12 protein-coding genes are annotated in these 12925 nt (G+C 63.8%); 3 read left to right on the top strand and 9 right to left on the bottom strand.

Translation table 11 applies throughout. The features are described from left to right. Positions 1-55: 55 nt before the first annotated feature. The 4 genes from AC0L20_RS02770 to AC0L20_RS02755 all read right to left on the bottom strand — a co-directional run bounded on the left by AC0L20_RS02770 (position 56) and on the right by AC0L20_RS02755 (position 2579). Positions 56-1261: a beta-ketoacyl-ACP synthase gene (locus AC0L20_RS02770; protein ID WP_473287323.1), complete on the bottom strand. Its 1206-nt coding sequence runs from the start codon at positions 1259-1261 to the stop codon at positions 56-58. Continuing rightward, positions 1258-1728: a 3-hydroxyacyl-ACP dehydratase FabZ family protein gene (locus tag AC0L20_RS02765; protein WP_473287322.1), complete on the bottom strand. Its 471-nt coding sequence runs from the start codon at positions 1726-1728 to the stop codon at positions 1258-1260. The genes AC0L20_RS02770 and AC0L20_RS02765 overlap by 4 nt, the downstream gene beginning before the upstream one ends. Before the next feature lie 10 nt (positions 1729-1738). Then, positions 1739-2026, bottom strand: a complete 288-nt coding sequence (locus tag AC0L20_RS02760; RefSeq protein WP_007592476.1) for an acyl carrier protein — start codon at positions 2024-2026, stop codon at positions 1739-1741. Positions 2027-2237: 211 nt separating this feature from the next. After that, positions 2238-2579, bottom strand: a complete 342-nt coding sequence (locus tag AC0L20_RS02755) for a hypothetical protein (RefSeq protein ID WP_247360403.1) — start codon at positions 2577-2579, stop codon at positions 2238-2240. A 270-nt stretch (positions 2580-2849) separates the two neighbouring features. Here AC0L20_RS02755 and AC0L20_RS02750 point away from each other — a divergent pair, with 270 nt between their 5' ends. Together AC0L20_RS02750 and AC0L20_RS02745 are read left to right on the top strand one after the other, a co-directional pair. Then, a complete protein-coding gene (locus AC0L20_RS02750; RefSeq protein ID WP_456764845.1) occupies positions 2850-3473 on the top strand; it encodes a ParB-like protein in 624 nt (207 codons plus the stop codon). 59 nt (positions 3474-3532) lie between these two features. Next, complete coding sequence (locus AC0L20_RS02745; protein WP_473287321.1) at positions 3533-3766, top strand: hypothetical protein; 234 nt, start codon at positions 3533-3535, stop codon at positions 3764-3766. A 16-nt stretch (positions 3767-3782) separates the two neighbouring features. Here the strand turns inward: AC0L20_RS02745 and AC0L20_RS02740 are convergent, their stop codons facing one another. From AC0L20_RS02740 to AC0L20_RS02730, 3 genes are all read right to left on the bottom strand, one after another. Beyond that, complete coding sequence (locus AC0L20_RS02740; RefSeq protein WP_473287320.1) at positions 3783-4724, bottom strand: hypothetical protein; 942 nt, start codon at positions 4722-4724, stop codon at positions 3783-3785. 200 nt (positions 4725-4924) lie between these two features. After that, positions 4925-5503 carry a peroxidase-related enzyme gene (locus AC0L20_RS02735; RefSeq protein ID WP_473287319.1) on the bottom strand — a complete coding sequence of 193 codons (579 nt, stop codon included), beginning with the start codon at positions 5501-5503 and terminating at the stop codon, positions 4925-4927. Between the two features lie 103 nt (positions 5504-5606). Then, positions 5607-7346: an ATP-binding protein gene (locus AC0L20_RS02730; protein ID WP_007592463.1), complete on the bottom strand. Its 1740-nt coding sequence runs from the start codon at positions 7344-7346 to the stop codon at positions 5607-5609. A 439-nt stretch (positions 7347-7785) separates the two neighbouring features. Between AC0L20_RS02730 and AC0L20_RS02725 the strand changes: the two genes are divergently transcribed. Continuing rightward, a complete protein-coding gene (locus AC0L20_RS02725; protein ID WP_473287318.1) occupies positions 7786-8748 on the top strand; it encodes a catechol 2,3-dioxygenase in 963 nt (320 codons plus the stop codon). Between the two features lie 3 nt (positions 8749-8751). Here AC0L20_RS02725 and AC0L20_RS02720 read toward each other — a convergent pair whose 3' ends face one another. Together AC0L20_RS02720 and AC0L20_RS02715 are read right to left on the bottom strand one after the other, a co-directional pair. Beyond that, on the bottom strand, positions 8752-12282 hold the full coding sequence (locus AC0L20_RS02720; RefSeq protein WP_473287317.1) for a molybdopterin cofactor-binding domain-containing protein: 3531 nt from the start codon (positions 12280-12282) through the stop codon (positions 8752-8754). Next, positions 12282-12764, bottom strand: coding sequence for a (2Fe-2S)-binding protein (locus AC0L20_RS02715; RefSeq protein WP_473287316.1), 483 nt, complete (start codon positions 12762-12764; stop codon positions 12282-12284). The genes AC0L20_RS02720 and AC0L20_RS02715 overlap by 1 nt, the downstream gene beginning before the upstream one ends. Positions 12765-12925 lie beyond the last annotated feature (161 nt).

Raw genomic sequence — 12925 nt, 5'->3', positions numbered from 1 at the left:
GCGATTTTCCGAGAAGATCATGCTCAAACAATAACCTGCCAAAGCGCAACGCGCTCTAGCTTACTGCCTCGACCAGCGCCATGCCTTCGCCGCGCCAGTGTCCGGCCCCCACCACCACAATCTGGGTGGGCGCTCCTTGCATTTCAATCTCGGTGCCCGTGGAATCGTTCGGCGGAAACAGCGCGCCGCGAGAGATCGACAGCGCGGCGAGCGCGATGCCGAGCGGGAATTGCGTCTCCATGGTGTGGCCGAACATCGTGCCGGTCGAGCGCACCGGGAACTCGGCGTGGCCCTTCAGGAAGCCGCGCTCTTCTGACGTCGCCGGCTCAGCGCCGGTCGCACCGGATATGATCGCGCCCTTGCCGTCGCGCTTGGGCAACTTTGCCCAAAGCTTCTCCAGCGTCGCGGCCATGTCGCCGGGGGTCTTGCGCCGGGCGAGGTCGGCAACGACGCTCGACAGCTTCGCGAACGGCTTGGCACCGCGCGCTTCCGCATGCGCCTTGGACTCCAGCACCAGAAACGCGCCAGCCGAGCCGAGCGCGAAGCCGGCGTTGTCCTCGCGCGCCCACACGGGTGCGAACTTGTCCTTGAGATTGAAGTCGCCGAATTCGTAGAGGACCATCAGGTCCTTGCGCTCGCCATTGTGCGAGCCGCCGATCAGCGCGATGTCGCTCTCGCCCGAGGCGATGCGCGACAATGCAATGCGGGCGGCATCGGCGCCGGCAACCTCTTCACCCATGAAGGTGCGCGAGGTGCCGCCAATGCCGTGCACGATGGCGATGTTGCCGGCGAGCAGGTTGGAGAGCTGGGCCAGGAACAGCGTCGGCCTGAGATCGCTCATCAGCCGCTCGTTGAGGAAGCCGGGCGCGTTGGCACCCTTGGCCTCGGCCGTGAGCACGCCGGTGTCGACGTTGAGATCGCGCTCACCGCCGCCAGCGGCGACCACCATGTCGATCTTCGACAGGATATCCTTGTTGCCCTTGATCCCGGCGGAGTCGAGCGCAAGCCCGGCCGCATAGGTGCCGATGCGCTGCCAGGCTTCCATCTGACGCTGGTCGCCCTTCTTCGGGATCTGGCTGTCGAAGGTAACAGGCATCAGGGGGTGCACGATGTAGGGCGCAAAGCCCTTCTCGTCGACATTGATGCGCTTCTCCTGAAGCGCGGCCCAGTTGGCGTCCAGGCCCTCGCCGAGCGAGGTGGCCAGGCCAATGCCGGTGATCCAGACTTCCGTCTGGGCGGGCTTCGAAGCAGTCTCGGTCATTGCGATACGGCCTGTTGCGGAAAGCCGACGCGCTTGGCGACCGCGTCCATGTGGGCGCGCATATCCGCATGGGGAAAGGGAATCTGCGTGAAGGTCAGCGTCGAATTCGCGCGCAGCTTGCCGCCGACCTTGATCTTGGCTTCGGTCACGGCGTAGCCCGAGCCCTGATGGGCCAGGCTCGCCTCGATGCTCATGAGATCGCCGGGGAAGACCGAGCCGCGGACCTTGGCCTCCTTGACGGCAGCCAGGATCGGCATGCGCTCGAATTTGAGCACGCCAAGCTGAAGCCAGCCAGAGGCCTGCGCCATCGATTCGATCAGGAGCACGCCGGGCATCAGGGGATAGCCCGGGAAGTGCCCCTCGAAGATGGTGCTCTCCATCGGGACCTGAGCCTCGACGACAATCGTCTTCGCGTCGACGTTGAGGTCGACGACGCGATCTATCATGTGGAAGTATTCGAGTTGCATGACCGCGCGCTTAGGCGCTCGCGCCCTTGGCCGCAACCAGTTCGTCGATGCGCGCGCACAGGTTTTTCAGCACGAAATACTGCTCGGTGGTCGCTTTGCCGTCGTTGACCTCCTGGGTCCACTTTTCCAGCGGCAGCTTGATACCGAACTGCTTGTCGATCGCGAACGCGATGTCCAGGAAATCGAGGCTGTCGATGCCGAGGTCATCGATGGCATGGCTATCCGGCGTGATCGTGTCGCGCGGGATGTCGCAGGTTTCAGCGATGATCGTAGCGACCTGATCGAATGTGGAGGACATCACTAAGCCTTTGATATATTGCAGTTGTTTGTCAGATTTTCCAGAGTGGAACGGTGGGTGGGCATCGCGCCCCGATGACGCCCTCAACCCCCCTCTGGCCGGGTCGAAAGCCCGTATATCGGAGCGCCGCCCTGAGTTCAATGGAGCCGGCGGGTGTGGGGACAGGGCTGGGGACGCCCCGGCTGAGCCGCTTCGGCCGAAGGACCGTCGCCTAGATGTGCGGCGTCGTGATCTTGACGCAGTCGCGGCGGCCCATCAGCACGCAATCCTGGGTCCGGCGCAGGTCGGCAATGCTCACCGCGAGCCAGATCCCGATCGCGGTCAGCGCGATGGTGAAGGCCAGCGCCGCGATGTTGGCGAGCATGCGATGGCGGAAATCGTCCGGTTCAGTGCGGGGCTGCTCGTAGCGCGACAGGTCGAGCGGCTCGGGCGCGACGCGCAATTGCTGCACGCTAGCGTTGCCGCGGTAGCCCGTCGGGGAAGGCGAGGTGCGCGGCCTGAACTGGAGCACCCGGTGCTCGTCATCCGAGCTTATGGGCCGCTGGGTTGTCATGGTGCAGGGATCACTCCGAAGCAGCGATTTTTAGATAGCATACGTGGGTAACACGTTGCAGAAAATCTTCTCAACGCGCACGTGCATTGTGCGTTCGCACTATCTTGCAGGGTTGCGAACGAAGGACCGTGGAACCGTGGTCGTTCCGGGCCTGCAGAGGGTGCGATGCAATATCTCCGCCCAGCCGAATGCATTGCCGGCACGATGCCCATGGCATAGTCCCAGGGAACCTGACCACGCAGCTGCAACCATGTGAAGGGCGTTTCGACCATGACCAATCCGCGCGAACCGAGAGTGCATCCGGTGTCGATCCTGTCGCTGCGGCCGACGCAGATGACGGTCGGGATGCGCGAGGTCAAGGAGAAGCGCAAGCGCTGGCGCGAGCACGACAAGAAGAAGCAGGCCGATCTGCTCGGCAAGCATATGATCCCCGTCGTGCATGGCCCCGACGAGCGCTATTACGTGATCGACCATCATCATCTCGGTCGCGCGCTGCACGACGAGGGCGTCAAGGAGGTGCTGGTCACCATCGTCGGCGACCTCAGGATGGTCGAGCGCGAAGCGTTCTGGGGCGTGATGGACAACAAGCGCTGGGTTTACCCCTACGACGCCAAGGGCGAACGGCGACCGTTCCGCGATTTGCCCAAATCCGTCGTCGATCTCAAGGACGATCCCTTCCGGAGCCTTGCCGGCGAGCTGCGCCGCATGGGCGGCTTCGCCAAGGACACCACGCCGTTCTCCGAATTCCTGTGGGCCGATTATCTGCGCCGAAAGCTGTCGCGCAAGGCTGTGGATGCCAATTTTGACAAGGCGCTCGAAAAGGCGATGTCCTCAGCCAAGAGCAAGGACGCGATCTATCTGCCCGGCTGGTGCGGTCCGGCTGACGATGATTAGGCGCAACGCTCACGTCAGTCCGGCATGTGGCCCCGCAAATCGGATCTGATCACAGCCTCTTGAGTGAAACCATCTTCCGTCCGCGCGAAGCAGTGCTGAAACAAAGCCGTGCCATCTGTGGGATTGTCGAGCTCACACAGGAGGCCGAAATGCGCCGTCTGGTTTTCACCGTTGCCCTGCTCGTGGTCGCTTCAGCCGGGATATCGGCATCGTTTGCCGCAGTACACCATGCCAAGACGTTGACGTTTTCCGAGCGCTTTGCCCCCGCGCTCGAGTTGATGGCGAAGCATTAGGACAGATCCCGCCAGTTCAACCAGCAGCGTCGCGATCGATTTTGCGCAGCCGCACAAAGGCGGCCCAGGCCCGCGGATAATCCTTGTCGGCGGGATCAATCGTAAGTAGCGCGCGGCATGCTTCCTTGATCTCCTCAGGCGAAGGACGCTTGGCCGGAACCCGGGATGATTTGGCGTCTTCCCAGCGAGCCTCGACATCTCTTGCAAAAGCCAGGGCCTCGGCGCTGGTCCGCTTCTGCGTCGATTTCGTCAGCGGATCGTCGGAGGGGAAATTCGGCCATGCGGCCGGCGGCTGGTCGACACGCCACGTCAGCTCATCTGCTTGTCGCGCCTCCACGCCTGAACTTGAATGCTGCGCTGCTGGCGCCCATCCTGCCCCTGCTGAGGCTGCCGAACCCGACGAGCCGGCTGATCTCCGCGCGACCGCCGAACCTGGCGCGACCGCCGCGGTCTGTCCGGCGAGCTGGCCAAGCTGTTGTTCCATCGTTCCGCCGCTGGACTTGGGGATGATTTTTTCGACGGTCTTGATCATCGACAGCGCGCCTGGCGATATCAGCGTGTTCTGGTCGGCAATTTTGTCTTCGGCCGCGCCCGGGCAGGGCTTGTAAGCAGAGCGCTGCGACGTCATCCGGCCGTCGTCGTCGATACGGGCAAAATCGATCGCGACGGTGTAAACGAACGCGGCCTCGACATACTGCCTCTCCTTGTCCATCGCCTTTACGGAGCCGCATACGTATTTTGCCTGGTTTGCATCGATCGTTCGCAGGCCGTTGAAGTGAGCTGAATTCGGCGCAATGAGGACGCGTAAGACAGCAGCCCGCGCCTTGCCATGCTCCGATTCGAACATGCTCCATATCTCGTTCGCGTTGATGATCTCCGGTTGATAGTTCCATGCGTATCCGGCCGCGAAGAATGCCGTGCCGATACAGGTCGCGATCACAAATGCCCGCACGTTCATGAGAAGCCCCTCAACAGGCACGACTCATCGGCGTCTCCGGTGACGGAAACTGCGCAAGTTGTGCCAAAGCGATTGTGCTAGTTGGGGGTGAGATTCTTAATTAAACGTGTGCGATTGCGAAAACATAGAGTTCCCGTAAAGCGGGAACTCATCCGCTGCATTTGTCGGTGATGCGTTCCTTCCGCGCTCGCGGCGGGCGCTCATTTCTTCGGCAGCCGTCCCATCAGATAGAATTCGTCGTTCGGCCGCATGCCGGTGAAATTCGCCAGCCGGTTCGACAGTGCGAAGAAGGCGGAGATTGCGGCGATGTCCCAGACGTCGTCGTCGCTGAACCCAAGCGGCGCGAGCGCGGTGAAATCGTCCTCGGAAATCCGCTGCGCATCGGCCGAGACCTTCATCGCGAAGTCGAGCATCGCCTTTTGCCGCGGCGTGATGTCGGCCTTGCGGTAGTTCGTGGCGATCTGGTCGGCGATCAGCGGGTTCTTGGCGCGGATCCGCAGGATCGCGCCATGCGCGATCACGCAATACTGGCACTGATTGGCTGCCGAGGTCGCGACCACGATCATCTCGCGCTCGGCCTTGGTGAGGCCGCCGTCCTTCTCCATCAGTGCGTCGTGATAGGCGAAGAAGGCACGGAACTCATCCGGGCGGTAGGCCAGCGTCAAGAACACGTTCGGCACGAAGCCGCTCTTCTCCTGCACGGCGAGGAGCCGTGTGCGGATGTCGTCGGGGAGCGCATCGAGGGCGGGAGCGGCGAAGCGTTGCGCGGGCTTTGTCATGGGCATGGATTCCGGCTTGGGGCCGGCAACCATAGTCGATGCCGGCGCCATGCTCAACGTGACGCCAGGCTCGCAATGCCGGAGCTGGAAAACGAGCGTTGCTTTACCGCAGCGGCTTCTTCAGCAGCGAGAAGCGGTCCGGATCCAGCCCCATCGACGGTTGCAGCATCGGGGCTTCGACGTTGGAGAGCGTCTTCGCGGGGGGCGCCGAGAACACTGGATCGTTTGGCACGTCGCGCTGCGAGGTGGCACCGCGCCAGCGCTCGAGCACGGCGCCGACAAAATGCATGTCGTGACCGGAGGTGACGGACGGCACGCTGCTGATGGTGGCTTCGCCGCGCGGCAATTGGTGCGGCGGCACCTCCTTGAAGCGCAGCCGCGTCGGCAGCGCGACACCTTCGCCGAAGGCCAGCACTTCGCGGGTGCCGAGCGAGGGCACGAACGAGAGCAGATTCGCGGCCGCATCCGACACCGCGGCGCGCAGCAGCGCCTGGTCGCGCTCGTTGGCAAGACGCATCGTGAACAGCGTGTTGCACTGGGAGATGATGGTGGCGTCGAGCTCGGCCGGACGCTGGGTGATGAGGCCAAGATAGACGCCGTATTTGCGGCCTTCCTTGGCAATGCGCGACACCGCCTTGCGGGTCGGCCCGAAGCCGACATTACGATCGGCGGAGGCGTAGCGGTGAGCCTCTTCGCAGACGAACAGCATCGGCGAAACGCCGTCGCTCCACAGGCCGAAGTCGAAGGCCATGCGGCAGAGCACCGAGACGACGGAATCGATGACCTCGGCCGGGAAGCCGGCGAGCTGCATCACCGTCATCGGCTTGCCGTTGGCCGGCAGGCGGAACAGATGGCTGATCACCTCCGCCATGGTGTCACCGCCGACATTGGCGTTGTCGAACATGAAGGCGTAGCGCGGGTCGTTGCGGACCGCCTCGATGCGGGAGATCAGCTTGTGATAGATGATGCGCGAGGAGCGGTTCTCGAGCTTGCCCATGCGCTCGTCGATCAGCGACATCAGGTCGACCAGGCGATAGGGCACCGGCGTATCGACGGTGTAGCCGATCTGCTTGGGATCGATGCGCTTCAGGCCAATGCGGTCGGCGTTCTGGTACTGGGTGTAGACGCCCTTGGCCAGCGGAATGACCTCGGCGAGGACGTCGAGCTCCTCGGGCACGCCGGCGCGGCCGCCGAACAGCACGTCGACGATTTCCTCGAAATTGAACAGCCAGAATGGCAGTTTCAAATTGCGCGGGTTGAGCACCAGCGCGCGGTCGCCGAAGCAGCGGCCATATTCGTTGTGCACATCGAGCAGGAAGATGCGCAAATTCGGGCGTGCCTTGAGGATCTCGTTGAGCAACAGTGACACACCAGTCGATTTGCCGACGCCGGTCGATCCCAGCACCGCAAAGTGCTTGGAGAGCATTTCCTCGATGTCGACATAGGCGACGACGGAGCTGTCCTGCTGAAGGAAGCCGACATTGATCTGGTCGGAGCCGGTAGGCGCGTAGATCGTGCGCAGCTCCTGGCTCGTGATCAGGTCGACGGAATCGCCGATGGTCGGATAGTTGGTGACGCCGCGCTGGAATTTGGCCTTGCCGGTGGCGTTGAGAATTTCGCCGAGCAGGTCGACCGAGGCGATGGCGATCAAATTGTCGTTGCTCGAGAGGTTCTCGCAGGACACTTCGGTGATCATGGCGACGATGACCGAGCTGGCGCAGCGGATACTGACGAAGCGGCCGACGGTGGCCCGCACTTCCGAGACCGGCATCCGGCTTTCAGCCAGCAGCCCGACCCGGGCGAGCGATCCGCGAACCGAAATCACGCGTCCAAAGGATGTCACAATGAATGAACCTGACAAGAGCAACGGGTTGCCCGGACTATGCACGGCCGTCGCTGGACAAACGGTTAAACGGCAGGCGCCGGCGCTTCGTTAAATCCGCGACAATTCGGGTGCGAGGTTTGTTCCCAATGGATATCCCTGGCGGAAGCGGCCGGAAAATGCTGCTTTTTCCCGGCCGACGGGTCCCGGAGTGTTTAAGGAAGATTTTACCATTCGGGCAGTCGGTCCGCGGTTCCGGGACGGGTTGGTCATCCGAGATGGCCCGTCATCTGTTCCGGGCGGCGATGCCTGATTTGTTGACGGGACCTAATCATTTGTACATTGGTACAAATGAACCGGCGGCTTCGGCGCCGCCCACCGGCGCGTGAGCGGATTACAGCCTGCGCCGGATCGCGAGGATCCGGTCCAGCGGATCGCAAGCCACCTCTTGGAGGACACCATGCAACCCGAACCGATCCTCGATCTCGCTCATCTCGGCCACATGGAGTTGTTGACACCGAAGCCGGACGAGAGCCTGAAATTCTTCGTCGACGTCATGGGCATGACCGTCAGCGGGCAAAAGGGCGATTCGGTCTATTTGCGCGGCTGGGACGATTACGAGCGCTATTCGCTCAAACTGACGGCGTCGAAGACGTCAGGCATGGAGCACATGGCGTTACGCGCGCGCAGCCAGCAGGCGCTGGAGCGCCGCGTCGCGGCGCTGAAGGGGTCCGGCTTCGACATCGGCTGGATCGACGGCGACATGGGGCAGGGGCCGACCTTCCGCTGCCGCGATCCCGATGGACACATCGTCGAGCTCTATTACGAGACCGAATGGTATCAGGCGCCGCCGGAATTGAAGCCGGCGCTGAAGAACCAGGCGCAGCGCTTTCCCGCGCGCGGCGTCAATGTCCGGCGCCTCGACCACCTCAATTGCCTCGCCGTCGACATCAAGGCCAACCGCGAGTTCTTCGAGAACTATCTCGGCTGCCGGCTTACCGAGCAGATCGTGCTCAACGACGGCCGCGAAGCGGCGATGTGGCTGACGATGTCCAACAAGAGCTACGATTTCGCCTATTCGCTCGACCATTCCGGCACGCCCGGCCGCTTCCACCACGTCACCTACGCGCTCGACAGCCGCGAAGAGATCCTGCGCGCCGCCGACATCTTCCTGGAGAACGGCATCCACATCGAGACCGGCCCGCACAAGCACGCGATCCAGCAGACCTTCTTCCTCTACGTCTACGAGCCCGGCGGCAACCGCGTCGAAGTCGCCAATGCCGGCGCGCGCCTCATCCTCGCGCCCGACTGGAAGCCGATCGTGTGGACGGAAGAGGAGCGCAAGAAGGGGCAGGCGTGGGGCCTAAAGACGATCGAATCGTTCCATACGCACGGCACGCCGCCGGTGGAGCACAAGAAGTAGCGCTCAGTTCGCGGCGGCTCTCACACGCGCGATCGTCTCCTTCACGCCGGTCCATGCCGGCCTCTCCGGGGCGAACTGCTTGCGCAGGAAGGTGACCAGTTCCTCGACCTGCGCATCGCTCATGCTGCCCTTGAAGGCCGGCATGTAGCCGAGATCGCTCGACGCCGGCTCGGCGATGCCATGCAGGATGATTTGGACGAGATTGTCCGATGTGACGCTGTGCAGATTGCTGTTGAGTGCCAGCGAAGGCCGGCTGCCGAACAGCGGCAGGCCGCCGACCTCATGGCAGACGGCGCAGGCGCCCTGATAGAGCCGTCCGCCGGTGGAGGACGCCATCGTGACTTGCGTTGAAGCTTCTAGCTTCAGAGCGATCGCATCCTGCGCTTTCGCGTCGGTCGCGGTGTCATTGAACGAGTTGAGATAGACCGCCATGGCGCGGATGTCCTGGTCGGGTAGGGCTTTGAGGTCCCTGACAACAGGCGCCATCGGCCCGGCGGCGACGCCATGATATCGCGAGTGGCCGGTACGCAAATAGGCGAAAAGCTCACCCTCGCTCCATGGGATCGGCGCGTGCGAGAGTGAAGTCAGCGGCGGCGCCTCCCAGCCCTCGGCAAAGCCGCCGGCGAGATAGGCGCCACGCTGCTCGGCGCCGAGCGCGTTGCGCGGCGAATGGCAGGCGCTGCAATGGCCGAGACCTTCGACCAGATAAGCGCCGCGATTCCAGACTTCGGACTTGGCAGGATCAGGCTTGAACTCGCGCGTCTGGTGGAACAGCGCATTCCATCCGGCAAGTAGCGGGCGGAGATTGAACGGGAAGGCGAGCGTATTCGCAGGCTGCGTCGTGCGCACCGCAGGTTGCGCCATCAGATAGGCATAAAGCGCCTGCATGTCGGCATCGCCAGTCTTCGCAAAGTGCGTGTAGGGGAAGGCGGGATAGAGTTGCCGTCCGTCGCGATGCAGCCCGTCGCGCATCGCGCGCTCGAATGCGGGATAGGACCAGGCGCCGATGCCGGTCTCGACGTCGGGCGTGATGTTGGTTGCGTAGATCGTGCCGAACGGCGTCTCCAACGCGCGGCCGCCGGCGTTGAGCGCACTGCCGATTGTAGTGTGGCACTCCGCGCAATTGCCGAGCGCCGCAAGCTGTGCGCCGCGCGCGATCGTCGCCGCGGAATAGACCGATGGATCGGGTCGGGTGATCGGCGCGATGGCGCGGCCAGGCAAAAGAGCCGCACCGATGCCGATCGCCGCGGTGCAGACGGCCGCAATCGCCGTGAAGATGCCGGCGCGTTTGGCGAAGGGATTTTCCCAGATGCGGGATGGCTGTGGCGCAGCGGGAGCGGGCAGCGCCTGCGGCGTGGCTGGTGCGCCGCCGTGCAAGCCCTTCAGGATGCGCTCGGGCGTGAACGGCGGCTCGCGAAAGCGCACGCCGGTGGCGTCGAAAATCGCGTTCGCAATCGCAGCCGCGCTCGGGACCGAGGCGGATTCGCCGACGCCAAGCGGCGGCTGGTCCGGCCGCGGCAGCAACAACACGTCGATCTTGGGCACGTCAGGGAAGGGGATGATCGGATAGGCACCCCACTCACGCGCCGCGACTGCGCCGCGCTCGAACGAGACCTCCTCCATCAGCGCGCGACTGGTGGACTGGATGACGTTGCCGTGGATCTGGTGGCGCACGCCGTCCGGGTTGATCATCAATCCGGAGTCCTGCCCGGCGACCACGCGCGTCACGCTGACGTCGCCGGTCGACTTGTTCACGGCAACGTCGGTGACCCAGGCCGACCACGCCGCGCCATAACCGGGAAATTTGCTGTGGACGTAGAGCGCATAGGCAAAGCCGCGCCCATGCACGATCTCGCCGTCTTTCTCTTGTCGCACCGGCCGCGGCGTCCAGCCCGCACGCTCGGCGACCGCATGGACGAGATCGACGGCGCGCTGATCCCTAAGGTAACGCAGGCGATATTCGATCGGGTCGACGCCCGCTTCTGTCGCGGCCTCGTCGATATAGGATTCATGCGCAAAGGTGTTCGGCAGGGCGGAGACGCCGCGAAACCAGGAGGCGCGCACGATCGGCGCCATGTCGTGGGCGACGACGCGCATATGGTCATAATCGTAAGGCGGGATCGCGGTGCGGTCGCCCATCTGGAGGACGTCCGGCTTCGGCGATATCAGCCCCGTCAGCAACAGCGCCAACGTCGGGGCGGCATTCGACGGATACCGCGTGGCAAGATCGTAGGCAGCGACGTCGCCTTCTGCGTTCAGACCGCCATTGACGTCGATGAGCTGCGCGGCGCCCTTGGGCTCCCAGGCGTGTTCCTGCTCGCGCGTCAGCTGCACGCGCACGGGCCGGCCGACCGCGCGCGAGAGCAACAGCGCGTCCGCGGTGACATCGTCGGCGCAGTTGCGGCCGTAGCAGCCGGCGGCCTCCAACCTGATGACCTCGATCTCGCTTTCGGGACGCTCGATCAGCAGCGCCAGGTCTGCGCGCAGCAGGTGCGGATTTTGCGTGCCCGACCAGACGCGGATGTTGCCGTCCTGGAAGTCGGCGACCGCGCAGGACGGGCCGATCGAGGCATGCATCTGATATGGCCAGACGTAAGTGCGCTGCATCGGCTTGGCCGCGCCGGCAATGGCAGCATCGACGTCGCCCTTGTCGATCAGCGTGCGCGGCGTCGATGGATTGGCGCGAAGCGCCGTCTCGACGTCGGCGAGATCCGTCAGTTCAGGCGTCGGTCGCCAGCTCACCGCAAGCTGCTCCGCCGCGCGGATCGCGTTCTCCTCGCGCTCCGCGACGATTCCGACGAAATCGCCGATGCGCACGACGGCTATGATGCCGGGAATGCCGCGCACCGAGGATTCATCGACCGAAATCAGGCTGGTGCCGACAAACGGGCCGGCGTCGACGCCGGCATAGGGCGGTCGTACCACACGGCCGTGCAGCATGCCGGGCATACGGATGTCGTGCACGAAGGTCAGCTCACCCGTGGCCTTGGCCGGCAGGTCGACGCGGGGCATCGATTGGCCGACAATGGCGTAATCGCCGACGGGCTTGACGGCGACGTCGTCGGCAAGCTCGAGACGAATGGTCTCGCCGCCGATCAACTCGCCATAACTGACGCTGCGATTGTCGTGCCCGCGCACGAGGCCGTCTTCGATCCTGAGATCGGCTGCCGGCAGCTCCAGGCGCTCGGCCGCACGTGCGATCAGGAAGTGTCGCGCCTGCGCGGCGGCTTTGCGCAGGGGAATGGCGGTGATCTGGATGGTCTCGCTCGCGATCGTGGCGCCCTGGTTCGGCACCGTTGCGGTGTCGCCGAGCACCACGACCACGCGGGCAAAGGAGACGTCGAGCTCTTCAGCAACGATCTGGCCAAGCGCCGTGCGGATGCCGGTGCCGAGGTCGACATGACCATTGTAGGCTGTGACCGAACCGTCCGCGGTGATGCGAACGAAGGTCTCGGATGTGCACTCGTCCACCGTGCGGACGACGACGAGCGAGCCGGATTGCAGCTCAGCTCCGTTCGAGGTAGGGGAGGCCATCAATCACCGGCCTCGGCGAGCTGGCCAGACGCACGCATCACGGCGCGCAGGATTTCGATATGCGTGCCACAGCGACAGAGATTGTAACGTAGCGCCGCCAGCGCCTCCTGTTCGGTGGGCTGGGGGTTGATCGCAAGCAGCGCTTTGGTGGTCATGATCATGCCGTTGAGGCAATAGCCGCATTGCGCGGCCTGTTCGTCGATGAAGGCCCCCTGCACCACATCTGGCTTGTCGCGGGTACCGAGCCCTTCGAGCGTCACGATGTCGCGGCCGGCGCAGCCACTGATCGGAATGACGCACGAGCGTGCCGCCGCGCCATCGATCAAGACAGTGCAGGTGCCGCATTCACCGAGGCCGCAACCGTATTTCGGACCGTTGAGCGCGAGATCGTTGCGCAGCACGTAGAGCAGCGGCGTGTCTCGCGCCGCAGTGATCTCGTGGATCCTGCCGTTCACGGTGAGGCGGATCGGTGTCTGCGTCATCCTCGTTCCCAAATCGACTCGTTGAGCGCCGCGGCCAAAGCTTCGCGAAATTCCAGGTCCGCTCAAAATCTACATTGCGACGATACCGTTTGTACACAAACGTGCAAGCCGCGCATGCCGCAGTGCAGCGCGAATGCCTTCTTTGTGGACAGGGCGGATAG

The sequence above is a fragment of the Bradyrhizobium sp. Kon58 genome (genome assembly GCF_055807455.1).
Note: the sequence above shows the minus strand (reverse complement) of the source record. Positions and strands in the feature narration are given on the sequence as shown.

Bases quoted from the DNA above. Each gene is read 5' to 3' on its own strand.
- AC0L20_RS02770 (WP_473287323.1), bottom strand. From the start codon at position 1,261: ATGACCGAGACTGCTTCGAAGCCCGCCCAGACGGAAGTCTGGATCACC.
- AC0L20_RS02765 (WP_473287322.1), bottom strand. From the start codon at position 1,728: ATGCAACTCGAATACTTCCACATGATAGATCGCGTCGTCGACCTCAAC.
- AC0L20_RS02760 (WP_007592476.1), bottom strand. From the start codon at position 2,026: ATGTCCTCCACATTCGATCAGGTCGCTACGATCATCGCTGAAACCTGC.
- AC0L20_RS02755 (WP_247360403.1), bottom strand. From the start codon at position 2,579: ATGACAACCCAGCGGCCCATAAGCTCGGATGACGAGCACCGGGTGCTC.
- AC0L20_RS02750 (WP_456764845.1), top strand. From the start codon at position 2,850: ATGACCAATCCGCGCGAACCGAGAGTGCATCCGGTGTCGATCCTGTCG.
- AC0L20_RS02740 (WP_473287320.1), bottom strand. From the start codon at position 4,724: ATGAACGTGCGGGCATTTGTGATCGCGACCTGTATCGGCACGGCATTC.
- AC0L20_RS02735 (WP_473287319.1), bottom strand. From the start codon at position 5,503: ATGACAAAGCCCGCGCAACGCTTCGCCGCTCCCGCCCTCGATGCGCTC.
- AC0L20_RS02725 (WP_473287318.1), top strand. From the start codon at position 7,786: ATGCAACCCGAACCGATCCTCGATCTCGCTCATCTCGGCCACATGGAG.
- AC0L20_RS02720 (WP_473287317.1), bottom strand. From the start codon at position 12,282: ATGGCCTCCCCTACCTCGAACGGAGCTGAGCTGCAATCCGGCTCGCTC.
- AC0L20_RS02715 (WP_473287316.1), bottom strand. From the start codon at position 12,764: ATGACGCAGACACCGATCCGCCTCACCGTGAACGGCAGGATCCACGAG.